At 70.1% G+C, this 24537-nt stretch carries 20 protein-coding genes and 1 other RNA gene; 9 read left to right on the top strand and 12 right to left on the bottom strand.

Annotation, left to right across the window (positions count from 1 at the left end; genetic code table 11):
* Positions 1–2 precede the first annotated feature (2 nt).
* Positions 3–1124: a S1C family serine protease gene (locus tag ACSC1Q_RS21115; RefSeq protein ID WP_436760408.1), complete on the top strand. Its 1122-nt coding sequence runs from the start codon at positions 3–5 to the stop codon at positions 1122–1124.
* A gap of 122 nt (positions 1125–1246) precedes the next feature.
* Here ACSC1Q_RS21115 and ACSC1Q_RS21110 read toward each other — a convergent pair whose 3' ends face one another.
* The gene (locus ACSC1Q_RS21110) at positions 1247–2326 is read right to left on the bottom strand and encodes a polysaccharide deacetylase family protein (protein ID WP_436760407.1); all 1080 of its coding nucleotides are present in this window, start codon (positions 2324–2326) and stop codon (positions 1247–1249) included.
* A 336-nt stretch (positions 2327–2662) separates the two neighbouring features.
* On the opposite strand from ACSC1Q_RS21110, the gene ACSC1Q_RS21105 reads away from it, so the two are divergent.
* Together ACSC1Q_RS21105 and glpK are read left to right on the top strand one after the other, a co-directional pair.
* Positions 2663–3493 carry an MIP/aquaporin family protein gene (locus ACSC1Q_RS21105; protein ID WP_436760406.1) on the top strand — a complete coding sequence of 277 codons (831 nt, stop codon included), beginning with the start codon at positions 2663–2665 and terminating at the stop codon, positions 3491–3493.
* Between the two features lie 84 nt (positions 3494–3577).
* Complete coding sequence (gene glpK, locus ACSC1Q_RS21100; protein WP_436760405.1) at positions 3578–5095, top strand: glycerol kinase GlpK; 1518 nt, start codon at positions 3578–3580, stop codon at positions 5093–5095.
* Between the two features lie 308 nt (positions 5096–5403).
* Here glpK and ACSC1Q_RS21095 read toward each other — a convergent pair whose 3' ends face one another.
* The gene (locus ACSC1Q_RS21095; protein WP_436760404.1) at positions 5404–5772 is read right to left on the bottom strand and encodes a roadblock/LC7 domain-containing protein; all 369 of its coding nucleotides are present in this window, start codon (positions 5770–5772) and stop codon (positions 5404–5406) included.
* A 110-nt stretch (positions 5773–5882) separates the two neighbouring features.
* Positions 5883–6794 (bottom strand): hypothetical protein, encoded by a 912-nt coding sequence (locus ACSC1Q_RS21090; protein WP_436760403.1) that lies wholly within the window; start codon positions 6792–6794, stop codon positions 5883–5885.
* A gap of 310 nt (positions 6795–7104) precedes the next feature.
* Here ACSC1Q_RS21090 and ACSC1Q_RS21085 point away from each other — a divergent pair, with 310 nt between their 5' ends.
* The gene (locus ACSC1Q_RS21085) at positions 7105–7470 is read left to right on the top strand and encodes a hypothetical protein (RefSeq protein ID WP_436760402.1); all 366 of its coding nucleotides are present in this window, start codon (positions 7105–7107) and stop codon (positions 7468–7470) included.
* Between the two features lie 371 nt (positions 7471–7841).
* On the opposite strand, the gene ssrA is transcribed toward ACSC1Q_RS21085, so the two are convergent.
* From ssrA to ftsE, 5 genes are all read right to left on the bottom strand, one after another.
* Positions 7842–8226: a transfer-messenger RNA gene (ssrA, locus tag ACSC1Q_RS21080) on the bottom strand.
* 317 nt (positions 8227–8543) lie between these two features.
* Positions 8544–10430 (bottom strand): penicillin-binding transpeptidase domain-containing protein, encoded by a 1887-nt coding sequence (locus ACSC1Q_RS21075; protein WP_436760401.1) that lies wholly within the window; start codon positions 10428–10430, stop codon positions 8544–8546.
* A 2-nt stretch (positions 10431–10432) separates the two neighbouring features.
* Positions 10433–10900, bottom strand: a complete 468-nt coding sequence (gene smpB, locus ACSC1Q_RS21070) for an SsrA-binding protein SmpB (protein ID WP_436760400.1) — start codon at positions 10898–10900, stop codon at positions 10433–10435.
* A 122-nt stretch (positions 10901–11022) separates the two neighbouring features.
* On the bottom strand, positions 11023–11931 hold the full coding sequence (gene ftsX / locus ACSC1Q_RS21065) for a permease-like cell division protein FtsX (protein ID WP_436760399.1): 909 nt from the start codon (positions 11929–11931) through the stop codon (positions 11023–11025).
* A gap of 31 nt (positions 11932–11962) precedes the next feature.
* Complete coding sequence (gene ftsE / locus ACSC1Q_RS21060; protein ID WP_012888192.1) at positions 11963–12652, bottom strand: cell division ATP-binding protein FtsE; 690 nt, start codon at positions 12650–12652, stop codon at positions 11963–11965.
* Positions 12653–12889: 237 nt separating this feature from the next.
* Here ftsE and ACSC1Q_RS21055 point away from each other — a divergent pair, with 237 nt between their 5' ends.
* The gene (locus tag ACSC1Q_RS21055) at positions 12890–13081 is read left to right on the top strand and encodes a hypothetical protein (protein ID WP_350973002.1); all 192 of its coding nucleotides are present in this window, start codon (positions 12890–12892) and stop codon (positions 13079–13081) included.
* A gap of 201 nt (positions 13082–13282) precedes the next feature.
* On the opposite strand, the gene prfB is transcribed toward ACSC1Q_RS21055, so the two are convergent.
* A complete protein-coding gene (prfB, locus tag ACSC1Q_RS21050; protein ID WP_436760398.1) occupies positions 13283–14401 on the bottom strand; it encodes a peptide chain release factor 2 in 1119 nt (372 codons plus the stop codon).
* Positions 14402–14466: 65 nt separating this feature from the next.
* Between prfB and ACSC1Q_RS21045 the strand changes: the two genes are divergently transcribed.
* Positions 14467–15561, top strand: a complete 1095-nt coding sequence (locus tag ACSC1Q_RS21045) for a DUF8094 domain-containing protein (protein WP_436760397.1) — start codon at positions 14467–14469, stop codon at positions 15559–15561.
* 225 nt (positions 15562–15786) lie between these two features.
* Here the strand turns inward: ACSC1Q_RS21045 and ACSC1Q_RS21040 are convergent, their stop codons facing one another.
* From ACSC1Q_RS21040 to ACSC1Q_RS21030, 3 genes are all read right to left on the bottom strand, one after another.
* Positions 15787–20667, bottom strand: a complete 4881-nt coding sequence (locus ACSC1Q_RS21040) for an NAD-glutamate dehydrogenase (RefSeq protein WP_436760396.1) — start codon at positions 20665–20667, stop codon at positions 15787–15789.
* Positions 20668–21236: 569 nt separating this feature from the next.
* Complete coding sequence (locus ACSC1Q_RS21035) at positions 21237–21440, bottom strand: zf-HC2 domain-containing protein (protein ID WP_436760395.1); 204 nt, start codon at positions 21438–21440, stop codon at positions 21237–21239.
* Positions 21440–21979, bottom strand: coding sequence for a sigma-70 family RNA polymerase sigma factor (locus ACSC1Q_RS21030; RefSeq protein ID WP_362837597.1), 540 nt, complete (start codon positions 21977–21979; stop codon positions 21440–21442). The genes ACSC1Q_RS21035 and ACSC1Q_RS21030 overlap by 1 nt, the downstream gene beginning before the upstream one ends.
* Positions 21980–22138: 159 nt before the next feature.
* On the opposite strand from ACSC1Q_RS21030, the gene ACSC1Q_RS21025 reads away from it, so the two are divergent.
* The 3 genes from ACSC1Q_RS21025 to ACSC1Q_RS21015 are packed head-to-tail and all read left to right on the top strand — an operon-like array spanning position 22139 to position 24442.
* Positions 22139–22270, top strand: a complete 132-nt coding sequence (locus tag ACSC1Q_RS21025) for a hypothetical protein (RefSeq protein ID WP_344745232.1) — start codon at positions 22139–22141, stop codon at positions 22268–22270.
* A 16-nt stretch (positions 22271–22286) separates the two neighbouring features.
* Entirely contained in the window at positions 22287–22955 is a 669-nt protein-coding gene (locus ACSC1Q_RS21020; RefSeq protein ID WP_436760394.1) for a DUF4142 domain-containing protein, read from the top strand.
* Positions 22956–22960: 5 nt separating this feature from the next.
* Positions 22961–24442 carry a DUF1996 domain-containing protein gene (locus ACSC1Q_RS21015; RefSeq protein ID WP_436760561.1) on the top strand — a complete coding sequence of 494 codons (1482 nt, stop codon included), beginning with the start codon at positions 22961–22963 and terminating at the stop codon, positions 24440–24442.
* Positions 24443–24537 lie beyond the last annotated feature (95 nt).

The raw sequence follows: 24537 nt of genomic DNA, 5'->3' as shown, positions 1-24537 counted from the left end.
GCATGGGGGGACCAACGACAGGCGCCGCGCTGCTGGCGGCCGCCGTCATGACGCTCGCGGGCTGCGGTCAGGGCCTGCAACTGCAAACGGCCGGGACGGTGGGCTCGCCAGGCGCCCCCACCCCCGGCCCATCGGCGAGCACCTTCGCGGAAGCCTCCCCAAGGGGCTCCCCCACCACCCCCGGCCCCGTCCCGGACGCCCTTGAGGACGCGTACGAGCAAACCATCGCCAGGGTGCTGCCGTCCATCGTGCAGATCACCACGGGGGACGGCCTCGGCTCGGGGATCGTGTACGACACCGCAGGGCACATCATCACCAACGCCCACGTGGTCGGGGAATCCAAGAATTTCAAGGTCACGCTCGCCAACGGCGGCACCCCGCGTACGGCGAGGCTGGTCGACTCGTTCGAGCTGGGCGACCTGGCGGTGATCAAGGTGGACGACCCGTCCGGGCTGAAACCCGTCGTCTTCGGCGACTCCGCCAGGCTGCGGGTCGGCGAGATCGTGATGGCCATGGGAAACCCGCTGGGCCTGTCGGGCAGCGTCACCGAGGGGATCATCTCGGCGCTGGGCCGCACGGTCACCGAGCCCGGGGGCGAGGGCTCGCCGGGCGCGACGATCAGCGGGGCCATCCAGACCTCCGCGCCCATCAACCCGGGCAACAGCGGCGGCGCCCTGGTCAACCTCCGGGGCGAGGTCGTCGGCGTGCCGACCCTGACCGCCGTCAACCCCGAGCTCGGCAACGCCCAGGCCCCGGGCATCGGCTTCGCGATCCCGGCCAATACCGTCAAGGACGTCGCCGCGCAGATCATCAGGGACGGCAGGGTCACCAACACCCGCAGGGCCGCGCTCGGCGTCGTCGTACGGACCGTGATCGACATGAACGGGCAGCCCGCGGGCGTCGGCGTCGTGCGAGTGCAGCGGAACAGCGGCGCGGAGCGGGCGGGACTCAGGGCCGGGGACCTGATCGTCTCGATCGACGGCATGCCCACCTCGTCGACCCAGGAGCTGGCGTCGGTACTCGCCCAGCTCAAGCCCGGCCAGGACGCGAAGGTCGAGCTCCTGCGCCCCGACGGGTCGACGCCCACCGTGGTCGTCCCCCTTGAGGAGCTTCCCGGCGGCTGACACCGGCACCCCCGGGTGTCTCGCACCGGGGACCGGCGTGGCCCCCGGTACGGCGAGACCGCTGGACGCCGGGCCCCCGGGACCGCCCGGCCGGGTCGGTGCCGGGCCGGGTCGGTGCCGGGTCAGTAGGGCAGGACGCGGTCGGTGAAGGACTTGGCCACGAAGGGGGCCTTGAACTTGGGGAAGGCGACCGTCTTCACGTCGCCGTCGGAGGTGTAGCGCTCGTCGGCGTTCGCCTTCAGCCAGTCGAGCCAGGCCACCGAGCAGAACTTGGCGCAGTCGCCCTTCTTGTCCATCGAGCGGATGCGCGGGATGCCGAGCGGGTCGAACTTCTTGTTGAACGGCGACAGCGCCGGGGTGTAACCGGCGAGGAACACGCCGCCGTAGTCGTAGGAGACGTCCCCCGAGGAGCCCTTGAGCCCCCATTCCTTGCCGTCGGGCTGGTTGCCGTACGGCAGGGCGAGCGTGACCGGAGGTACCTTGATCAGGCCGGTGATGAGCCGGTGTCCGGCCGCCACCTCCGAGTTGACCGCCTTCTTCGGCTTGCCGCGCAGGCTGAGGTGGTCGCGGGTGTGGTTGCCGATGTCGAATCCCTTGTCGGTGAGCCAGAGGAGCATCTGCGCCCCCTCCTCCGGCGTCGCCTTGCCGAACATGTCGCGCGTCACGTAGAACGTTCCAACGCCACGGAAGCCCGGGTGGGTCTTGGCGACGTCCTGGAGGATCGCGACGGCGGTGTTCGGCCTGGGCAGCCCCATCCCGTCCAGCTCGAACTGCGAGGGCGAGGAGTCGTCGAAGGTGAGGACGACGGGGTGCTTGCCCGCCGGGATGTCGATGCGCCCGGTGACGAACTCGGCCGCGGTGACCGCGACGTAGTCCTCCTTGGCCAGCCGCTCCAGCTCGGTACGGAACTGCCTGGGAGTGCGGTCGTCCTGGGTGGCGGGCTTGTCGACCACCCGGTGGTACATGAGGACGGGCACCTGCCCGAGCTCGTTGGCCTTGACCTTGGCCGCGGCCTGCACCTTGGCCTTCAGGAGGTTGGCCTGCGAGGCGGCGGCGGCCGACGCCTTGGCCGAGGCCGCCACCCTGGCCCGCTGCTCGTCGCCCGCGTCCGGTCCCGTCGATCCGCATCCGGCCAGCACGGCTCCCGTCGCGACTCCCGTGGCGACGACCACACCGGCCCTGCCCATTCTGAGACGGCCCATCGAATTCCTCCAAAGCGCACTGACGATACGCTTCTCATCCCCCTCTGACCTGCGGGTTGACCTCCACACCCGGCAAAGGTTCCCGCCGGAGCGGCTCTCGGCGGCGCCGCGCGGCCCCCGGGGACGACGGGGCTCCCGGCACCCGGGGACGCCGGACGGTGACGGATTCTCACCGAGCGGAGACGTCGCAAGTGCGGACGTTGCGCTTCATTTCGGTCTCGTTACCGATGACTTAGATTGTTGACCAAAATTCAATAATTTCGTCACATTACCGTTGACTGCCTTGAGATTCGCGCTTACCGTCCGGGCATCCGAGCGGCGTCGTGAGGGGGAAAGATGGCGGAGCGCCTGAAGGGCCGGGGGCTTGTCGGCGAGCTGGCGGCGGAGTTCGCCGGAACCATGATCCTGATCCTGTTCGGGGTGGCGGTGGTGGCCCAGGTCGTGGCGGCCGAGATCGGCGACCACGACAGCATCGCGTGGGCGTGGGGGATCGGGGTGACCCTGGGCGTCTACGTCGCGGCACGCACCAGCGGGGCCCACCTCAACCCCGCCGTCACCATCGCGCTCGCCGCCTTCAAGGGGTTCTCCTGGCGCAAGGTCCTGCCGTACTCCCTGGCGCAGACCGCGGGCGCGTTCGTGGCGGCGCTCATCGTCCGCTTCAACTACGGCGAGGTGCTGCAGAAGGCCGACCCCGGGCTCACGATCAAGACCCAGGGCGTCTTCTCGACCCTGCCGGGCAACGGGAGCCTGCCCATCGGCACCTGGGGCGCCTTCCGCGACCAGGTGATCGGCACCGCGATCCTGCTCCTGCTCATCCTCGCCGTCTCCGACGCGCGCAACTCGGCGCCCATGGCCAACCTGGCCCCCTTCGTGGTCGGCCTGATCGTGGTGGCCATCGGGATGGCCTGGGGCACCAACGCCGGGTACGCCATCAACCCCGCCCGCGACTTCGGGCCGCGACTCGCCTCGTACCTCACCGGATACGAGACCGCCTGGCAGGATCAGTACGGCCAGCTCTACTTCTGGGTGCCGATCGTGGCGCCCGTGATCGGGGGCCTGATAGGGGCGTTCCTGTACCAGCTCCTGATCGCCAGGTTCCTGCCCCCCGAGGACGCCGCGCCCGAGGTGGGGCGGGTGCCGTCCGACGAGGGGGCCACCCCCGCATGAACGGGAGCGGGACGACCGCGGCCGGGAACCGTCACGGGGAGAGCGGCAGATCTCCCGGAGAGTCTCACAGAGGAGGCACCATCCATGCCTGACTTCGTCGGAGCGATCGACCAGGGAACGACGAGCACCCGATTCATGATCTTCGACCACGGCGGCAACGAGATAGGCCGCCACCAGCTCGAACACGAGCAGATCCTGCCCCGGGCCGGATGGGTCGAGCACAACCCGACGGAGATCTGGGAGCGCACGCGGGCGGTGATCGAGACCGCGATGAACAGGGCGGGCCTCGCCGCCTCCGACCTGGCCGCGCTCGGCGTCACCAACCAGCGCGAGACCGCGGTGGTCTGGAACCGGAGGACCGGGCGCCCGTACCACAACGCGATCGTCTGGCAGGACACCCGCACCGACCGGATCGCCTCCGCCCTGGACCGCGACGGCAGGGGCGACGTCATCCGCCGCAAGGCGGGCCTGCCCCCGGCGACGTACTTCTCCGGCGGCAAGATCCAGTGGATCCTGGAGAACGTCGACGGGGTGCGCGAGGCGGCCGAGGCGGGAGACGCGATCTTCGGCAACACCGACACGTGGCTGCTGTGGAACCTGACCGGCGGCACCGACGGCGGCGTGCACGTCACCGACCCGACCAACGCCAGCCGCACGATGCTGATGGACCTGGAGACCCTCGACTGGGACGACGAGCTGCTGTCGTTCTTCGGCATCCCCCGCCGGATGCTGCCGTCCATCGCCCCCTCCTCCCACCCCGGCCTGTACGGCGTCACCCGGGCGACCGGCCCGCTGAACGGGGAGGTCGCGCTCTCCGGCGACCTCGGCGACCAGCAGGCCGCCACCGTCGGGCAGGTCTGCTTCGGCGTCGGCGAGGCCAAGAACACCTACGGCACCGGCAACTTCCTGCTGCTCAACACCGGCACCGAGCTCGTACGCTCCCAGAACGGCCTGCTCACCACCGTCTGCTACCGCTTCGGCGAGGAGCCTCCGGTGTACGCGCTGGAGGGCTCCATCGCGGTGACCGGCTCCGCCGTGCAGTGGCTGCGCGACCAGCTCGGCATCATCTCGGGGGCGGCGCAGAGCGAGGCGCTCGCCCGGCAGGTCGAGGACAACGGCGGCGTCTACTTCGTCCCCGCCTTCTCCGGCCTCTTCGCCCCGTACTGGCGGTCCGACGCCCGGGGCGCCATCGTCGGCCTGTCGCGCTTCAACAACAACGCCCACCTCGCGCGGGCCACCCTGGAGTCAATCTGCTACCAGAGCCGCGACGTGGTCGAGGCGATGCGGCAGGACTCCGGTGTCGCCCTAGACGTGCTGCGCGTCGACGGCGGCGTCACCGCCAACGACCTGTGCATGCAGATCCAGGCCGACATCCTCGGCGTGTCCGTCTCCCGGCCCGTCGTGGCCGAGACGACCGCCCTGGGTGCCGCGTACGCGGCGGGGCTCGCCGTCGGCTTCTGGAAGTCGACCGACGAGCTCAAGCAGAACTGGCAGGAGGGCCGCCGCTGGGAGCCCCGGTGGTCGGACGAGCGGCGGGCCACCGGCTACGCGGCCTGGAAGAAGGCGGTCGAGCGCACCCTCGACTGGGTCGACGTGTCCTGAGAACCCGCGCTACCACCGGACGTGCCCCGTACGACCCGCGGATCCCCCGGGTCGCGGGGCGCGCCGGTCGGGCACCGGCCCGCGACGGCGGGGGGGCGGCGACCGCACACCGATCACCGACGAGACCGGCCAGGCGCCGGACGGCGACCGCACACCGATCACCGACGAGACCGGTCAAGCACCGGACGGCGACCGCACACCGATCACCGACGGGACCGGTCAGGCGCCGGACGGCGGCCGTACACCGATCGGTGACGGGAGCAGCGGTCAGGCACCGGAGACCGCACGCCGGTCACCGGCAGAACCCGTCAGGCACCGGCGAGCAGCGCGCCCAGCCGCTCGACCGTGGGCCGGGACTCCACGTGCAGCCGGGTGACGTCCAGCCCCTCGTCCGCGAGCACGACGAGCAGCGCCTCCTGGCGGACGGCGTAGACGACGATGTACCCGCTGCGGCAGCGGGTCACCACCTCACGAAGCTCTCCCATGCCCACCTCGTAGCCCGTGCGCTTGCCCAGGCCCAGCGTGGCGGCGGCCAGGGCCGCCAGCACCTCGGGCCTCGCCCCCTCGCTGTCGGCCGCGACGAGGAGCCCGTCCACGGACGCGACGGCCGTCTCCAGCACTCCGGCCACCTGATCGCGCAGGATCTTCAGCTCGGCGAGCACCGCTTGCTTGGTCATCGGATACCTCCAGCGTGGGGCCCCGGGTCTCGACCCCGGGAAGACGAAGGCGCGGCGCGGTGCCGCCTGACGGGTCTTTCGCGGCGAGGCCCTCGGAGCCGCCGGAGCCGTCACTCACCGGCGGGACCGACCTCTTCCGCCTCCGGCGGCAGGGACCGCAGGGCGAGGAGGGGCCGCGTGGGGGCCTGTCCTCCCCCGGTGAGGGCCAGCACCTCGTTGATCTTGCTGGTACCCGGGCGGCGGCGCGGCAGCCGGGTGGCCGCGCTCCCGTCCGCGTCCTCCTCGGACGCGGGAACGGGAGCCCCTACCGCCGGGGCGGCGCTCTCCCCGAGGTCGAGCACCCTCTCCTCAAGCATCCTGGCGATCTCGCTCATCACCGCGAACAGGCCCTTGCCCAGGACGAAGGCGATGTCGCGCGGCGTCCTGCGGCCGGTCGCCCGCTCCAGGACGGCGCGGCGGATGCGGTCGGCGCCGAGCAACGTGGGAGCGGGAACCGCCGGGGGCACCGGCCTGACGCGCATGGACAGGCCGAGCCGCCGCCAGCGTTCCGCGTGCTCCATGCGGCGCGCGGTCTCCCGCGCCAGCCGCTCGTGCCCGATGCCCGGCAGGACCGGCAGCAGCGGCAGGCGGTCACCGGGTCCCACCGGCTCGGCGGCGCACGACTCGACTCCGGAGAGAACCATGGCGAACACCGCGTCGAAGAGCGCGGCCAGGCACACCGCCTCCAGGGCCGCCTCGCCGATGACCTCGCGTCCGGCGAGCTCGGCGGCGAGCCGGTCGGCGGGGGCACCGGTCGCGTACGCGTCGGTCCAGTCCTTCTCCGACACCCGGCCCGACCGCAGCAGCAACGACTCGGGGCCGGGGGCGGCCGGGGTCGTGGCGGCCACCACGAGGCCGTCCCTGATCCACAGCGCCCCTCCCGGGCCCCCTTCGACGCGGAGCACGCCGGAGAAACCCTCGCGGGAGAGCCGGAGCAGCGATCTCCCGATCTCGCCCAGGGCCTCCGGCCCCCCGGCGGTCACGCCGTCATCCCGTTCCGGGAAGGGGAGCGGTCCACCGCTCCCCGGGACGGCATCGGCTGGATCACGGCCGACGACGGCACAAGGTCACCTCTGGTTCTGCTCGCACCCCGACCACGGACCGAAGCGCGAAATATGTCCCCGAATGAGCCGATCATCCGCTACTACACCATATTGCACTTCACTAACGGTAGTAGATAAGTGTACTTTACGTATCTGCAGCCACAAACGGACTCATCCGCACGTCCGATAAATTCCTAGATCCACTCGGCGAGGCGCCGGGGCGCACGCGATCCCCTGGGGAAAGAAGCTCATGAACATCGAAACCGCCCTCAAGGAAACCATGACGATCGACGGCGCGGTCGGCGCGGCGCTGGTCGACTACGAAAGCGGCATGTGCCTCGGCACGATCGGGGGAAGCCGCGACCTCGACCTGGAGGTGGCCGCCGCGGGCAACACCGAGGTCGTCAGGGCCAAGGTCCGGACCCTGTCCGCGCTGAACGTCAACGACGCCGTCGAGGACATCCTCATCACGCTGGCCAGGCAGTATCACATCATCAGGCTCCTGTCCGACAGCAGCGGCCACACCTTCCTCTATCTGGTGCTCGACCGCGACCGCTCCAACCTGGCCCTCGCCCGGCACCACCTCAGGCGCATCGAGAACGAGCTCACCATCTAGACGCCGTCCGGGGGCAGAAGCACGGGGAACCACGGGGAACCACCGCCAGACGCCGCAGGGGGCCGGCCCGAGCGCGGACGCGTTCAGCCCGACCACACCCCATCAGCCGAACCGCCGCGACAGGGCCAACGGCGCGACCCTGCCGCATCGCGACGACCCCATCTCGTCCTCTTCCGCCGTCATCTCGACGAGTCTCCAACGGAGGGTTCGTGGCCGCCTGCCCCGCGAGCGTTCGCACCGGATTCGCCGTGGCCCCGGCGACCCCCCCGGCCCGGCGCTCTCCCCGGCAAAGACAAAGGGCGGCCGGGGCGGCTTGGGGCCGGCCCGACCGCCCTTCGGCGATCTGTCTCGCACGGTTCGGTGCGAGACGGGGGTGGAGGTGGCGGGAATCGAACCCGCGTCCTTCAACTCCAAGACAGGGCTTCTCCGGGTGGAGCCTGCTGTGCTTTTCTCAGCCCCGGCAATCACGCAGGCAAGTCGCCGACGGGCTCAGCCACTGTAAGATTTCCCGATCTTCCCCGTGGCCGGGTCGATCGGTTGAGCCTCCTAGCGATGCCGGATCCGGGCCGGAGGCGCTCCCGGGCCGGCAGAAGTCACTCGCTGCTTAGGCGGCGAGTGCCAGGTTGCCCTGGCTGACTTCGGAGTGCGTCTTATTGGCACTTGTTGGTCGCGGTCACAGTGTTAACGAGGTTATGTCCGCAGTCCTCGACCCGCTTCACCTGACTTGCAAAGCCAAAGTCGAAACCAGTCACCCCCTGTTGAGTTTTCAACGCGACCCCGAGGGGCCGAGCTATCCGAAGATACCTCTTGCAACACGGCTGACGCGAATCGAATTCCCGCCGGGCGCGCCGTACCCCGGACGCCGAAACCCCGGGGACACCCGCGAATCGCGAGCGTCCCCGGGGTCGACCGGCAGGGTCGAGCCGGTCCTGACGGCAGGGCTTCCCCCGAGATGAAGCCCTGATCTCATCACAGCGACCGGGTCCGCAACCCCCCGAGCGAGCCCGGTCACTTAGAAGGACGCAAACAAGACACCCCGTGGTTGCTCAGGGTGAAAACAATATTCCAGAGAGTCACATTCCGGCGTGGAGCCCCTGGAAGAACCGCCCGGCGACGGCCGCGCCCGACGTGGCGTCCGGGCTCTGCGTCAGCACGGCGACCGCCACGTCCCCCTGCCACCCGACGAACCAGGCGAGCGGCTTGCGGTTCTGCGAGGCGGAGGCGGTGATGCCGTGGACGGGGTCGCCGAGGGCCGCGGCGGCCCGCGCGGAGCCCGCGGTCACCCCGCTGCGCATGAAGGCGCGGAGGGTCTCGACCGTCTTGTCGTCCAGCTTGACCGGGTCGGGCGCCTTGGACGGCTTGGCGTCGGTCGTGGGGTCGGCCGTCCGGGGCTCGGTGACCAGGACCGGCGGGCGCCAGGTGCCGGAGGCGGCGGCCCCCGCGACCAGCGCCATGGACAGCGGGCTGACCAGGACGTTCTGCCCGGTGATGGCCCTGGCCGTGGCCGCGTCGTTCTTCAGCGCCTTCATGGAGCCGCTGAACGACTTCAACGGGAGGGTCCAGGGCACCCCGATCCCGAACTTCGCGGCGTCGGCCGCCAGCTCCGAGCCGTTGATCCTGCGGGCCAGCGCGGCGAGCGCGGTCACGCAGCCGGAGGCGAAGTTGGCCTGGAGGGTCGGCGAGCCCCCGGCGGGCACGCCCTCCTGGTGGAACGCGGCCCCCCCGACGGACCTGTCGGCCGGGCAGGCCAGCTTCTGCTTGGGGTCGATCTTCGCCCTGAGCATGCCCTCGACGGTCATGATCGAGAACGCGGTCCCCGCGGGGAACCTCCCGGCGAGGGCGTGCCTCTCCTGGTTGTACTGCTCGGTGCTCGACACCGCCAGGATGTCGCCGGTCGAGGCCTGGACCGCGACCAGCATCCCGGGGGTCCCGCCCAGCAGCGCGCTGTCGGCCGCCTTCTGGTGGGAACGGTCGAGCGTGGTCTGGACCGGCGAGGTGGCGCGGTCGGGCCGCCACTTCTTGAGCTCGGTCACCTTGAGCGTCTTGAGGTCGACGGTGATCACACGCGTGTCGGTCGAGCCGGTCAGATGCTCCTGGTACGCCTTCTGCAGACCGGCCCTGCCGACCGTGTCGCCGGCCCGCTGCGGGCCGCCGAGCTGCTGCTCGCTCTCCGGGGTGACGGCGGTGACGGTGCCGACGATCTGGGTGGGCGAGGCGGGGGCCACCGCCTGCTCCTGCGCGGACAGGGTGATGCCGGGGATCGCCTCCAGCTGCCCCTGCAGCTGCCGGAACTTCGTACGGCCGAAGGTGACCAGCGGCACCTGGAGGTTGGGCGGCGCGGAGCGGATCCGGCTCAGCAGGCGGTCCTGCGGGAAACCGGTGATCTTGGAGAGCCTCTCGCAGAGCTCGTCCGCCTCGCCGCTCCTCAGGTTGGACGGCACCACGCTCGCCACGTGCAGGACGGCCTTCTCCTGCAGCGGGTCGCGGTTGCGGTCGAGGATCGGCTGGCGGCCCTCGGGGGTGACCTTCACGGCGAACCGCTCGCCCTCGCGCAGCTGGGGGTGCAGGACGCTGGGCGACCAGCGCACCCTCCACTGGCCGTCGACCAGGTGGAGCGGCAGCTTGCCCTCGTACTCCCACAGGGGGTTGTTCTCCCCCAGGTCGACCTCGGCGTCGAAGTCGGCCTCGACCTCGTCCGCCGCGCGCCGCATGCTCGTGACGTTGAAGCGGAACGAGGCCGCGTCGAGCTGGAGCTTGGCGTCCTCCAGCGCCCGGCTGACCACCTTCTGGTCGCCGTCCGTGCGCCTGGCGGCGGCGGCGTAGTCGCCCGTCTGCCAGCCGATCAGGAAGTCGCGCACCGCCTCGTGGGCCGAGGGCTCCTCGAAGCAGGCTGACAGCATGGGAGCCGTCGCCACCAGCGCGAGCGCGGCGGCGGCGGTTCGCCGGGCCCTGCCCCTCACGATCACCTGTTCCTGTGCCTGAGCGCGCGCGCCATCTCCCGCTTGGCCTGGTTCTCGGCCAGCGTCTGCCGCTTGTCCCAGTCTTTCTTTCCCTTGGCGAGGCCGATCTCTATCTTGGCCTTGCCGTCCTTGAAGTAGATGGCGAGCGGCACCAGGGTCAGGCCGCCCTCCTTGGTCTTGGAGACCAGCTTCTCGATCTCCTTGCGGTGCAGCAGGAGCTTGCGGGTTCGGCGCGCGGCGTGGTTGGTCCAGGTCCCCATGGTGTATTCGGGGATGTGGACGTTGATCAGCCAGGCCTCGCCGTCCTTGATGACGGCGTACCCGTCGAGGAGGGAGGCACGGCCGAGCCGCAGCGACTTGACCTCCGTGCCCTGGAGCACGAGACCAGCCTCGTAGGTGTCCTCGATGTGGTAGTCGTGCCAGGCACGCTTGTTCTGGGCGATTACCTTACGCCCGGTCTCACGTGGCATGCCTGGAGCCTACCGGTGACCGGAGCCATGGACCGCGCCCGCGAGCGCGGGCGGGACCTGGATCGGCGCGCGGACGCGCCACGCTCGCGGGGCGGCCACGGCGGACGGAGGCACGGAAGTCGTCACACCCGCAGGTAGCGGCGGAGGGTGACGAAGGAGGCCAGCACACAGATGAGCACGCCGAAGACCATGGTGACACTGATCACCGAGGCGACCGTCTCCCACGACAGCTGGCTGTTGGGAGAGAGATAGAGCTGGACCCCGTCGAAGAGGAAGACCTTGCTGACGATCAGCAGCATCGCGGCCAGCACACCGCCGATCAGGCCGGCGATGACGCCCTCCATCACGAACGGGAGCTGGATGTAGAGGTTGGAGGCCCCCACCAGCCGCATGATGCCGGTCTCCCGCCTGCGGTTGTACGCGGAGAGCCTGACCGTGTTGCCGATCAGCAGCGTGGCCGCGAAGACCAGGATGATCGCCACCACCAGGGCCGCCCAGCGGAGCTTCTCCAGCAGCCCGAAGAACTTCTCCAGGAGCTCCTTCTGGTTGACCACGTTGGAGACCCCCGGGGCGCCCTTGACGGCCTCGATCACCGGCCCGTACGCGTTGGGGTCCTTGAGCTTGACCCGCAGCGACTCGGGCATGTCCTCGACCTGGATGGCCGAGAGCAGCACGGTGTTGTTGGCGTTCTGGTCCCGGAAGTTCTTGTAGGCCTCGGCCGCGTTCTCCACGGTGACCGCCTCGACCTGGGACATGCCCTCGATGGTCGACTTCAGCTCGGCCTGCTCCTGGGCGTTCACGCCGCCGCTGCCCTTGCACTGCGGGAAGGGATCGTTCTTCTTGCACAGGAAGACCGAGACCTCGACCTTGTCCGCCCAGAAGTCCTTCATGCTGTTGATCTGGGAGTTGATCATCAGACCGACGCCCAGCAACGCCATGCCGATCGCCACGGTCACGATGACCGCGATGGTCATCGTGAGGTTGCGGCGGAGGCCGATCCAGACCTCGGAGAAGATGAAGTTTGCCCGCATGCTCTTCCTGTCGCTCTATCCGGTCCTGGTGTCAGTACGCCTGGCCGTACACGCCTCGCGACTGGTCACGGACGATCTTTCCGTCCTCCAGTTCCACCACCCGCTTGCGCATGGAGTCGACGATGGCCGCGTCGTGCGTGGCCATGACGACCGTGGTGCCGGTCCGGTTGATCCGGTCGAGCACCTTCATGATGCCGATGCTCGTCGCGGGGTCGATGTTTCCGGTCGGCTCGTCGGCCAGCAGGATCATCGGCCGGTTGACGAACGCCCGGGCCATCGCGACCCGCTGCTGCTCGCCACCGGACAACTCGTCGGGCATCCGGTGTGCCTTGCCCTCAAGGCCGACCAGCTCGACGACCTCCGGGACCACCTTACGGATGAAACGCCGGGGCTTGCCGATGACCTCCAGAGCGAACGCGACGTTTTCGTACACGTTCTTGTTCGGGAGCAGCCGGAAGTCCTGGAAGACACATCCGATCCGGCGGCGCAGGTGCGGGATCTTGAAGTTGGACAGTCGGGCGAGGTCCTTGCCGGCCACGTGGATCGCGCCCGAGTTGGGGCGCTCCTCCTTCAGGACCAGCCGGAGAAAGGTCGACTTCCCGGACCCCGAGGGGCCGACGAGGAACACGAACTCGCCCTTGTCGACATCGACGCTGACGTGGTCCAGCGCGGGCCGGTTCTGGTTCGCGTAGACCTTGGTGACATTATCAAAATGGATCACGGGCGCATCACGGCATGCCAGTCTAGGGGTTAGGACGGTCACAGGAGTGGCAGAGGGCCACTTCCCGCCTCTCGCCGGCCGGGGGGCGCCGGTCTTTTACTCTCGATCGACGTTCCGGTTGGCCGGAGCCCAGTCTAGGGGGAAGACTGGCATGGAACGTCCATAACGGAAACAAAACGATTCGGTGCCTGGTAACGACCGCATAAAGTGGTTCTGACCTCGAAGAGGGAGGACGTCATGAGCTGTGAGGACCTGGTCTGCGCGGGGTGCGCTCACCCCGTGGCCGAAGGCCGCTGCCCCCGCTGCCGCGCGTACCGCGAGCGGATGCACCAGAACGGCTTCGGAGGCATGACCCCGGCGCTCGTGTCGCTGTTGCTGATCGTGCTCTTCTTCCTCACCCTGGCCCTGAAGCACCTCAGCGGCACCTGACCGCTCTCCCGGGGTTCTCCCCGGACTTCCCGGCCTCGCGGACGGGAACGGCTTCACGGGCGCTCAGAGGCGCCCGTGAACGAGGTCTCCGGCGGAGCCGGGGACGGGAGACGCCCCTCTCCTCACCGGCGCCCGGTTCCGGCGCGCGACACCCGGCGCCCGGCCCTCGGCTGCCGGTTTCCGGAGCCGCCCGAGGACGCCCTAGTCGTCGGCGCCCGACTCCTGGCGGCGGGTCCAGCGGATCTCGGCCTCGATGAAACCGTCCAGGTCGCCGTCGAGCACCCCGCTCGGGTTGCCCTCCTCGGCGCCCGTCCGCAGGTCCTTGACGATCTGGTACGGGTGGAGCACGTAGTTACGGATCTGGGTGCCCCACGACGTGGTCGACTCGCCCCGGATCTCGTTCAGCGCCGCCTTCTCCTCCTGGCGCTTGCGCTCCAGCAGCTTGGCCTGCAGGACCGCCATAGCGGTCGCCTTGTTCTGCAGCTGCGAGCGCTCGTTCTGGCAGGAGACCACGATGCCGGTGGGCAGGTGGGTCAGGCGGACCGCGGAGTCGGTCGTGTTGACGCCCTGGCCGCCGGGGCCCGAGGAGCGGTAGACGTCAACGCGCAGGTCGTCCTCGTTGATGTCGATGTGGTCGGTCGTCTCCACGACCGGCACCACGTCGACGCCCGCGAAGGAGGTCTGGCGGCGCCCCTGGTTGTCGAACGGGCTGATGCGGACCAGCCGGTGGGTGCCGTGCTCGCCACGCAGCGTGCCGTACGCGTAGGGGGCCTTGACCGTGAAGGTCGTCGACTTGATCCCGGCCTCCTCCGCGTAGGAGGTCTCGTAGACGTCGGTCGGGTAGCCCTTGCGCTCGGCCCACCGCAGGTACATCCGCTGGAGCATCTGGGCCCAGTCGGCGGCGTCCACGCCGCCCGCCTGTGACTGGATCGTGACGACCGCCTCGCGGGCGTCGTACTCGCCGGACAGGAGGGTGCGGACCTCCAGGGCGCCGATGTCGCTCTTCAGGGACTCCAGCTCGCGGTCGGCCTCCTCCCGCGTGTCGTCGTCCGCCTCGTCGGCGGCGAGCTCGTACAGGACGGAGATGTCGTCCAGCCGCTGCCCCAGCGACTCGATCCTGTTGACCTCGCCCTGGAGGTAGGAGAGCCTGCTGGTGACCTTCTGGGCGCGATCCTGGTCGTTCCACAGATCGGGCGCGGCGGCCTGATCCTCCAGCTCCTCGATCTGCTTGCGCATCGCGCCGAGGTCGAGCACGTCCTGGATGCTGTTCAGCGTCCCGGTAAGCTCGTTGATCTGTTCTGCCGGATCGATGAGTGCCACGTCTGTAAAGGGTACGCGACCTCCGAACCCCATCGTGTACGGCGCGCTCCCCCACCATGGCTAGCATGGCCCGCATCGGGGAGCATCGGGAGGTGGACGTGCGCGAACACGGGCGACGGGGTGTGCTCGCACTCGCGCTGGCGTTGATCACCGCGACAGCGGCGACCGTCGCGTGCTCCGGTCCCGGTGACGCGCCGCCCGAGCGGAGCCCCTCGTCCGGCGCCGCCACACCGGCCGTCTCACCCGCGTCCGCCCCCCCGCCGCCCCCGGTCACGCTCACCGAGGCGGCGAAGGCGCTGGCGGGTGTCGTGGGCGCCGACGGGGTGCTGGGAGCGGCGGTGCCGCACCTGGAGGCCGACCGCAGGCTCCTGCGGGCGCAGACCCGCGACGGGCAGGAGGCCCTCACCGCGGCGGCCTTCGACGGCTCCGCCGAGGCCCTCCCCCACTACACGTGGGGCACGCCCCGGCTGCTGGTCCCGCGCGACCAGCGGGGTCCCCTCTGGTTCGCCGCGGTCCTGGACCGCGAGGAGCCCTCCGGCCGGGTCCGCACCGCCGTGCTGACCCTGATGCGGCAGGACGGGGAGGACTGGCGGGTCAGCTCGACCTCGCTGCTCGACGAGGGCGTCCGGCCTCCCGTGGTCGCCACGGACGCGGAGGGGTACGCGACGGCGCTGGGCGAGGAGGACGAGACGCTGGCCATCAGCCCGCGGCTGATGGCCCCGCTGCACGCGACCTCGGCCGAGGAGGGCGAGCGGGGGTTCGCCGCGGGGCTGATCGAGGAGGGCCCGCACACCACCGGCTTCGCCGACGAGATCACCAGGAGTCGCACGGCAGAGAAGCGGAACGACTGCCTGAACTACGACTCGATCTTCGCCGCGAGCAACTACCCGGTGCACGCGCTGCGCACCGCCGACGGGGGCGCGCTGGTCCTCTACTCCCTGATCAGGACGACGACACGGACGATCAGGGTCACGCCGTGCGGGTCGGACATCCGGATCCCGCCCGAGGCCAGGAGGCTGACGAAGGAGCGGTTCATCCTCAAGGAGCTGCGCACGGTGGAGACGCAGCTGTACGTGAGCACGGTCCCGGCCAGGAGCAGCGGCCGTCCGGCCAAGGTGATCGGCTATCTGGGCGGCCTCACCAAGGTCACCGTGGGCTAGCCGTCGCGGGCTGGCTGTACTGCCCGCGCCGCTCCCTCCGGCGGGCCATACCCGCTGCACCGGAGCACGGGACCACGCCGCCGGGGAACCGACTCGCCACACCGGGTGACGGACTCTCCGTACCCGGACACGGGGCCGTGCCGCAGAGAGAACCGACTCGCCTTACCGGGTGACGGGCCGCGCGGCCGGGCCCCGGTGAGGGGGCCCGGCCGGGCGTCGGGCGGGTCAGGCGTCGGCGTGCGGGAGGTTGATGGTGGCCACCAGCGTGCGGATCGCGCGCAGTGCCACCGACAGCGTCGCGAGGTCGAAGTTGTCGCTCTCCCAGATCTCCGACAGGGTCTGCCGCGCCCGCGAGACCGCCGCCGAGTTGGCCTCGGTCCAGCGCGCCAGGCGCTCCTCCGGCGACAGCCCGGGCGTGCTGTGCGTCAGGACGTCGTGGGTGAGCGCGGCGTGCGCGGCGTAGAGGTCGTCGCGGAGCGCGGCCCGCGCCATGGAGTTCCAGCGGCTGTCCCTGGGCAGCGCGACGACGCGCTCGCGCAGCCTGGAGAGCTGGAGCCGGTCGGCGAGGTCGAAGTAGACCTCGGCGACGTCGTGGACGGGACGGCCGGTGCGTGAGGCCACCTCGACCAGGTCGAACGTGGAGTAGGCGGGCACCATCGCGGCGACGCGCTCGGCCAGCTCGGACGGGACGCCCCGGGAGACGAAGCCGTCGCGGCGCTCCTCGAACGCCGACAGGTCGGACCCGGTCAGCAGCTTGGGCAGGTGCGGCAGCAGGCCGTTCATGCCCTTGGCGAAGAAGCCGACGGTGGAGGCCAGGTCGAGCGGCGGGCGCCGGTTGCCGAGCAGCCAGCGGGTGCCCCGCTCGACGAGCTTGCGTGCCTCCAGCTCCATCGCGATCTGGGTGGAGGTGTCGACCTTGTTGTCCAGCTCCTCGATCTGGTGCCAGAGGCTGGGCATGTCGAAGACCTCGCGCGTGACCAGGTAGGCGCGGGCGATGTCGGGGCTGGACGCGCCGCTCTCCTCGCCGAGGCGGAACATGAAGGTGGTCCCGCTGGAGTTGACCAGGTCGTTCACCACGCCGGTGGTGATGATCTCCCTGCGCAGCGGGTGGGCGTCCATGTAGGCGCGGAGCCCGGGGCCGCGCAGCGCCGACGGGAAGTAGGAGACCAGCCAGGACTCCAGGTAGGGGTCGTCGGGCAGGTCGGAGGCGAGGATCTCGGCGTCGGTCACCAGCTTGGTGTAGGCGAGCAGCACCGAGAACTCCGGCGCGGTCAGCCCGAGCCGTGCCTGGCGCCGCTCGGCGAGCATCTTGTCCGACGGCAGGAACTCCAGCCGCCGGTTGAGCAGCCCGGCCCGCTCCATCCTGCGCAGCTGGCGCGAGTGGATGTGCAGCATCTCGGGGGCCTGCGCGCGGGCGGCGGCCAGCACCACGTTCTGGTCGTAGTTGTCGCGCAGGACCAGCCCGGCCACCTCGTCGGTCATGTCGAGGAAGAGCTGGTTGCGTTGCTTGTCGGTGAGCTCCCCGTCGCGGACGGCCCGATCCAGCAGGATCTTGATGTTGACCTCGTGGTCGGAGGTGTCCACCCCGGCGGAGTTGTCGATGAAGTCGGTGTTGACCAGGCCGCCGTTGAGCGCGAACTCTATCCGGGCGAGCTGGGTGAAGCCCAGGTTGCCGCCCTCGCCGATCACCTTGCAGCGCAGCTCGGCGGCGGTGACCCGCAGGCCGTCGTTGGCCTTGTCGCCGACGTCGGCGTTGGACTCGCCCGACGCCCTGACGTAGGTGCCGATGCCGCCGTTCCACAGCAGGTCGACCGGGGCCCGCAGGATGGCGCTGATCAGGTCGCCGGGGGCGAGCGACGTCACGTCGCCTTCGATGCCGAGCGCGGCGCGCGTCTGCGCGGAGACGGGGATCGACTTGGCCGTACGGGGCCAGACGCCGCCTCCCTTCGAGATGAGCGAGGCGTCGTAGTCCTCCCAGGAGCTGCGGGGCAGCGCGAACAGCCGGGCGCGCTCGGCGTAGCTCCCGGCGACGTCGGGCTGGGGGTCGACGAAGACGTGCCGGTGGTCGAAAGCCGCGACGAGCCGGATGTGCTGGGAGAGCAGCATGCCGTTGCCGAACACGTCGCCGGACATGTCGCCGATCCCGGCCACGGTGAAGTCGGTGGTCTGGATGTCGACGCCGGTCGTGCGGAAGTGGTATTTGACCGACTCCCAGGCGCCCCTGGCGGTGATGCCCATGGCCTTGTGGTCGTAGCCGATCGAGCCGCCGGAGGCGAAGGCGTCGCCCAGCCAGAAGCCGTACTCCTTGGCCACGGCGTTGGCGATGTCGGAGAACGTCGCGGTGCCCTTGTCGGCGGCGACCACCAGGTAGGTGTCGTCGCCGTCGTGCCTGACCACGTCGGCGGGCGGGACCACCGCGCCGTCGACGAGGTTGTCGGTGAGGTCGAGCAGGCCGGAGATGAACATCCGGTAGCAGGCGATGCCCTCGACCAGGGTGTCCTCCCGCGACCCCGACTTCGGCGGATTTTTCACCACGAAGCCGCCCTTGGAACCGGTGGGCACGATGACGGTGTTTTTCACCATCTGTGCCTTCACCAGCCCGAGCACCTCCGTACGGAAGTCCTCCATCCGGTCCGACCAGCGCAGCCCGCCCCGCGCGACCTTGCCGAAGCGCAGGTGCACGCCCTCGACCCGGGGCGAGTAGACGAACACCTCGAACTTGGGCCGGGGTAGCGGCAGCACGCTGATCGACGGCGAGTCGAGCTTCAGGCTGACGTACGGCTTGCGCTCGCCGTCGACCCGCTGGAAGTAGTTGGTCCGCAGGGTGGCGCCGATCATCTCCAGGTAGGCCCGCAGGATCCGGTCCTCGTCCAGCGAGGCCACGTCGTCCAGGGCGGCGAGGATCTCCTCGTGCAGCGCGTCGGACAGGTCGGCGCGGACCTCGGCCGGGCGCCGGGGGTTGAGCCTGGCCTCGAACAGGCGCACCAGCAGCCGGGCGAGCCGCACGTTGCCCAGCAGCACCCGCTCGATGTACTCCTGGCTGAACGTGGTGCCCGCCTGGCGCAGGTACTTGGCGTAGACGCGCAGGATCTCGGCCTGTTCCCAGGTCAGCCCGGCGGCCAGGACGAGCCCGTTGAACCCGTCGCTCTCCACCCGCCCGGCCCACAGGGCGCCGAACGCGTCCTGGAAGAGCCGCTTGAACTCGTCCCTGTCGACCTCGGGCGAGGGCGTGTAGCGCAGGCCGAAGTCGTAGATCCAGGCGTCCTTGGTCGCCGGGTCGTTGTCGCGGTCGATCTCGTACGGCCGCTCGTCGACCACCTCCACGCCCATCCGCTGGAGCAGCGGGAGCACGCGCGACAGGGAGACGGGCGCGCCGAGGCGGTAGAGCTTGAAGCGGCGCTCGCCCTCCGAGGCGTCGTACGGCTCGTAGAGGTTCATCCCGATCTCGTCGGTGGAGGCGGCCAGCACCTCCAGGCGGCGCAGGTCGGCGACCGCCATCCGGGCGGGGAAGTCGGCCTTGTACCCCTCGGGGAAGGCCGGGGCGTAGCGGCGGACGAGCCGGGGCGCCTCCTCCTCGGGGCTCAGCTCGGTGATCGCGGAGGCCAGGTCGTCGTCCCAGGACCTGGTGGCGGCGGCGAGCCTCGCCTCCAGCTCCTCGACGTTCACCGCGTCGGCGCGCAGCGGCCTGCCGCGCTCGCCGCGCACCACCACGTGCAGCCTGGCGAGGGCCGACTCGCCGATCATCGCGCTGTAGTCGAAGGAGGTGCCGCCGAGCGCCTTGAGCAGGATCTCCTGCATCTTGATGCGGATCTTGGTGGTGTAGCGGTCGCGCGGGAGGTAGACCAGGCACGAGACGTAGCGGCCGTAGTCGTCCGGCCGCAGGAAGACCTTGACCTGCTTGCGCTCGCGGAGCCTGAGCACGCCGAGGGCGATCGGCAGCAGCTGGTCCACGGAGGTCTGGAAGAGCTCGTCGCGGGGGAAGGTCTCCAGGATCTCGATGAGGTCCCCGCCGTCGTGGCTGTCGGCGGTGAGCCCGGCGAGCGTGATCACCTCGGCCAGCTTCCGCCTGAGCACCGGGACGCGGGAGATCGACTCGCTGTAGGCGACGTGGGTGAAGAGGCCGAGGAAGCGCCGCTCGCCGACGACCTCGCCCGAGGCGTCGAAGAGCTTGACGCCCACGTAGTCGAGATAGGCGGAGCGGTGGACGGTGGCCCGGGTGTTGGCCTTGGTGATGATCAGCATCTGCTGCTTCTCGCGGGCCTTGGCGCGCAGCTCCGGGGGGAGCGCGGCGAAGCTGCCGGAGTCGGCGCTGTCGCTGCGCAGGATGCCCAGCCCGGTCCCGGGCATCGGGTGCAGCCTGTCGCCCCCCTCACCCTCCTCCAGGCGGTACTCGCGGTAGCCGAGGAAGGTGAAGTGCCCGTCGGCCAGCCAGCGCAGCAGCTCCAGGCTGTCCTCCACCCCGGCGGGGTCGAGGGGCGGCGGGTTGGCCGAGACGTCCTCGGCGGTCCGCAGGGCGAGGGCCCGCATCTTGACGAAGTCCTCGACGGCGCCGCGCACGTCCTCCAGGACGCGCTGCAGGTCGCCCTCGATCGTCTTGAGCACGGCCGGGTCCTTCTGCCGGTCGATCTCGAAGTGCATCCAGGACTCGGCGAGCACCTGCCCGGTGACGTCCTCCTCGCCGGACCCGAGCAGCTTGCCGGTCATGTCCCTGCGCACCCGCATCTGCGGGTGGATGACCAGGTGGGTGCCGATGTCGTGCCGGTCGAGCTCCATCGTCACCGAGTCGACGAGGAACGGCATGTCGTCGGTGACGATCTCCACGACGGAGAACCCGGGATCCCAGCCGTGCTCCTCCGCGGTGGGGGTGTAGGCCCGTACCAAAGCACGGCCCTGGGGACGCCGCTCGGCGAGCCGCCGCTGGGCCATCGCCGGGCCGTACACGTCCGTCAGGTCGCGGCCGAGCAGGTCCTCCGGGGCGACGTGCCGGTGGTAGAGCCGCAGGAAGGCGAGCGCCTCCTCCACGCTCACGTGGTCGCCGCCCGGTGTGCGCGCGTACGTCTCCGCGGCACTCCTCAGCAGCTCGTCCTTGGCCTCGTCGAGCGGCATGTCGCTCTCACTCCTTTGTGAGGGGTTGTGCATGATTGGATGGGAATCCATGGTCAAAGTGATGATTCCCGGGGGGATGGTGCCCAGCGGGGCGGAAGTGATGTCGCACGCGCCCGCCGGGATGCGGCACCCTCGCCCGGCCACCGACCCCGCTCCCGGGAAACCCGGGCGCGTTTCCACAGAGTCCGGGCGCGGGACACCCGCCGCGGGGCGGTCGTCCCGTCACGGGTGATCGGTATGTCGGCCAGGCGCCACGGCTCGTCATGGGAGCCACGGTCTCTCGCCGCTGCCGGCGGGGAACGGAAGGGCTCCTGGTCGGAGACGGCGGGTTCTCCCTGCGAGGTGGCGGTGCGGCAATCATCCCACAGGGTCGCCTCGGAACGGCTACGGCGCCGCCGGGCGAGTCTGGGCACGCTCCCGGCGCCTCGCCGGGCGGCCGGGGCCGTCCGGCCCGCACTCCGCCCATCGGGCATGGCCCGCGGCACGACACCTCCAGTGGCCGTCTGTCCCGATCCTCGTTGACCGGGACACACCACCGTTCCTGATATCACCCCAAAAGTGACTAAACGTCAATGTGGCATCCGGTCGTCGTCCAGGGCATTGGAGCGGTCCCGCTTCACCACATCGAGGAGTCCGGGAACCTCGCTGAGTTCCCGGAGCTCGACCTGGCACTCCTCGCAGGTCATGAGATGGCTTTGGAACGCCTCCAGGTCCTCTTCGTCGAGCACCCCGAGCGCGTACGCCGCCACGTCATGATGCGGGGAGGGCAACATCAGCTCGCGACACCTCTCTCCTTCAGGACCTTTCGGAGAGCCCGGATCCCGTAGTAGAGCCGGGACTTGACCGTACCCGGCGGTATCCCGAGGATTTCCGCCGCTTCGTTAATCGTACGGTCCCGTAGGTAAGTCTGCTCGATGACTTCGCGGTGTTCTGGGGACAGTTCTCGCAACGCCTCGGCGACGATCATCGCCTCCAGCGCGCGATCGGCCCCGTCGGGAACGGGCACAGCGTTCGCGTCGGCGGGTTCGACCTCCTGTGGTCTAGTGCCTCGCCTGCGACGACCGTCGATGACGATACGCCGGGCGACGGTCAGGAGCCAGGCCCACAACAGGCCGGGCTCTCGTTGCAACCTTCCTGCATTGCGCCAGGCTCGGACGAGCGTCTCCTGGACGACGTCCTCCGCCCATTGCAGATCGTTACCGGTGGCCTTACGCACGTGGCGGAGCAGGGGTGCACCGAACTCCCGGTACAGATCTTCTACCAAGAGGACATCGGTGTCCGCGCTCTCGAACCGACTGTCGAGTTGACGCACGGGCACATCTTTACACCTTCGTTATGAGTCCCGTCTGCAACTCTGGCAACTCCAGTCATTTCTAACTATCTCATCACTTCTTCTGAACCACCCCGGGCGGCGCCGCGTACCTCCCACCAAGTGCGCCCGCACCGGCGGGCCTCGGGGAAAGGAAACGACATGGCAGTGCGGCACATCCCGTGGCCGGTCGGAGCTGTCCTCCTCCTCACGCACCCGGCCCCCCACGGGCCGGGCGGCACGTTCGCCACCGCGCCGGGCGCCGAGAAGGCCCTGGTAGCGGCCAGTCTCTGAGAGCGGAACCGGGCCCATGTTCAGATCACTGTTCCGCCGCTTCAAGAACGGCGAACCCCTGCTGTTCGGGGTCTTCATCGCGATCGCCGCCGTGGCGGTCGTCCTGATCACCCCGCCCGGCGGCGGGGCCGCCGCGCAGGGCTGGGTCCAGACCCCGCAGGGGCCGCTGGGCGCGGCCGACCGCGACCTGCTGGTCAAAGTCCGTCTGGCCGGTCTCTGGGAGATTCCCAGCGGTCAGCAGGCCCAGCAGAAGGCCGCGAGCAAGCGGGTGAAGGAGGTCGGCATGCACCTGATGACCGACCACCTCAAGCTCGACAAGGAGGTTCGCGCCCTCGCGGCGCAGCTGAACGTGCCGCTGCCCGACCAGCCCAACGCCGACCAGCAGGGCTGGATGGCGCAGCTGGCGGCGGTGCAGCCGGGCGCCGAGTACGACCTCCTGTTCGCCCAGCTGCTGCGCGCGGCCCACGGAAAGGTCTTCGGGGTGGTCGCCGGTGTACGGTCCGGCACCCGGAACGACCTGGTCAGGACATTCGCCCAGCGGGCGGTCGAGGTGGTCATGAAGCACATGACCCTGCTGGAGAGCACGGGACTGGTCGACTACTCGGACCTGCCCGAGCCTCCGATGCCCTCCCCGGCGCCGCCCGTCTCCGCTCTCGACACACCTGTGAGGAGAGAAAACGCTTGAGAATCATGAAACGCTCGCTCGTCTCCCTGTCCGCGCTGGCCCTGGCGGCCAGCACGCTCACCACCGTCACGTTCACGGTGGCGGTCACGACCCCCGCCTACGGTGACCACTGCGACCCCGCCGAGCAGAACCAGCAGAACCAGCAGAATCAGCAGGGCCAGCAGAACCAGCGCAGCCAGCAGGACCAGCCCGCACAGGACCAGAACCAGCAGGGCCAGAACCAGGACCAGGCACCCCCCGCGCAGGACGCTCCCGCGCAGGACGCTCCCGCGCAGGACCAGCCCGCGCAGGACCAACCCGCCCAGGACCAGCCCGCGCAGGACCAGAACCAGCAGGGCCAGCAGGACCAGCCCGCCGACGCGCCTCCCGCGGGCGGAAGCCTCATCCAGGCGTCTCCCACGGAGCCGCCCGCCCCCGACGAGTCGGCCGACGAGCAGCAGGCCCCGGCCCAGGAGAACGCCGACAACGGCAACGCCCGTCGCAGGCCCACCCAGGCTCCCTCGCAGAGCCCCACCGACGCCCCGCCGACCGACGCCCCGGACAACCCGAACGACCCGCCCGCGGAGACCCCGGCTCCCAGCGAGACCCCCGCTCCCCCGCAGGACGACGAGGAGGCCGAGTGCGCCGACCTCGGGCCGTTCCCCGAGGACTTCATCGACATCCGGCAGGTCCAGCGGAACGTCCGGGAGATCCGGCCGCGGCGTAGCGGCTCCGCCGGCATCTTCACCTCCCGCTGTGGCACGAACAGGAACGGCCACCGCAACTCCGACAACTTCATCGTGGCCCCCGGCGTGACCAACGGCGCCCACCACATCCACGACTACGTCGGCAACCTGTCGACCGACGGGTTCTCCACGGACCAGTCCCTGGCCGCCGCGGGCACCACGTGCGCGCTCAACGACCGCTCGACCTACTTCTGGCCGGTCCTCCGCGACCGTACGACCGACGCCAACGTCGACGACCCGGACGGCAACGTCGGCACCATCATGCAGGCCCGCCAGGTGAGCCTGCAGTTCCGCGGGAACGCGGTCTCCAGGGTGAGCCCGATGCCGCGCTTCATCAGGATGATCACCGGTGACGCCAAGGCCGCCACCAACGGCGGCGCGAACGCCCTCGCCAAGTGGACCTGCACCGGGTTCACCAACCGGATCACCACCAAGTACCCGCTCTGCCCCCGAGGCAGCCAGCTCGTCCGGATCCTGGACTTCCCCAGCTGCTGGGACGGCCAGAACAACGACAGCGCGAACCACCGCACGCACGTGCTGTTCCCCGACGCGAACGGCGCCTGCCCGTCCGGCACCAGGGCGATCCCGCAGCTGCGGATGACCCTGACCTACGCCACGCCGCGCACGGCGTCCTTCGCGCTGGACGCCTTCCCCGAGCAGCGGCACAACCCCGTCACCGACCACGCCGACTTCGCCAACCTGATGCCCGACCGGCTCATGAGGCTCGCGGTCGACTGCATCAACAGGAACCGTCGCTGCTGACGGTCGTCCTCCCGGGACCGCCGCTCCTCGTCTCCGCGCCTCTTCCACACCCCGCGGAGACGGGGGGCGGCATCTCGCGATATCAGAGTCCATCA

Source organism: Streptosporangium heterodermiicola (assembly GCF_051390675.1).
In the GTDB taxonomy this organism is placed as follows: Bacteria; Actinomycetota; Actinomycetes; order Streptosporangiales; family Streptosporangiaceae; genus Streptosporangium.
Note: the sequence above shows the minus strand (reverse complement) of the source record. Positions and strands in the feature narration are given on the sequence as shown.

Coding starts and splice junctions, on each gene's coding strand:
- ACSC1Q_RS21115 (WP_436760408.1), top strand. CDS start 3: ATGGGGGGACCAACGACAGGCGCCGCGCTGCTGGCGGCCGCCGTCATG.
- glpK (WP_436760405.1), top strand. CDS start 3,578: ATGCCTGACTTCGTCGGAGCGATCGACCAGGGAACGACGAGCACCCGA.
- smpB (WP_436760400.1), bottom strand. CDS start 10,900: ATGCCACGTGAGACCGGGCGTAAGGTAATCGCCCAGAACAAGCGTGCC.
- ACSC1Q_RS21095 (WP_436760404.1), bottom strand. CDS start 5,772: ATGACCAAGCAAGCGGTGCTCGCCGAGCTGAAGATCCTGCGCGATCAG.
- ACSC1Q_RS21105 (WP_436760406.1), top strand. CDS start 2,663: ATGGCGGAGCGCCTGAAGGGCCGGGGGCTTGTCGGCGAGCTGGCGGCG.
- ACSC1Q_RS21045 (WP_436760397.1), top strand. CDS start 14,467: ATGGCCCGCATCGGGGAGCATCGGGAGGTGGACGTGCGCGAACACGGG.
- ACSC1Q_RS21020 (WP_436760394.1), top strand. CDS start 22,287: ATGTTCAGATCACTGTTCCGCCGCTTCAAGAACGGCGAACCCCTGCTG.
- ACSC1Q_RS21055 (WP_350973002.1), top strand. CDS start 12,890: ATGAGCTGTGAGGACCTGGTCTGCGCGGGGTGCGCTCACCCCGTGGCC.
- ftsX (WP_436760399.1), bottom strand. CDS start 11,931: ATGCGGGCAAACTTCATCTTCTCCGAGGTCTGGATCGGCCTCCGCCGC.
- ACSC1Q_RS21035 (WP_436760395.1), bottom strand. CDS start 21,440: ATGTTGCCCTCCCCGCATCATGACGTGGCGGCGTACGCGCTCGGGGTG.
- ACSC1Q_RS21015 (WP_436760561.1), top strand. CDS start 22,961: ATGAAACGCTCGCTCGTCTCCCTGTCCGCGCTGGCCCTGGCGGCCAGC.
- ACSC1Q_RS21085 (WP_436760402.1), top strand. CDS start 7,105: ATGAACATCGAAACCGCCCTCAAGGAAACCATGACGATCGACGGCGCG.
- ACSC1Q_RS21025 (WP_344745232.1), top strand. CDS start 22,139: ATGGCAGTGCGGCACATCCCGTGGCCGGTCGGAGCTGTCCTCCTCCTC.
- ACSC1Q_RS21040 (WP_436760396.1), bottom strand. CDS start 20,667: ATGCCGCTCGACGAGGCCAAGGACGAGCTGCTGAGGAGTGCCGCGGAG.
- ACSC1Q_RS21110 (WP_436760407.1), bottom strand. CDS start 2,326: ATGGGCCGTCTCAGAATGGGCAGGGCCGGTGTGGTCGTCGCCACGGGA.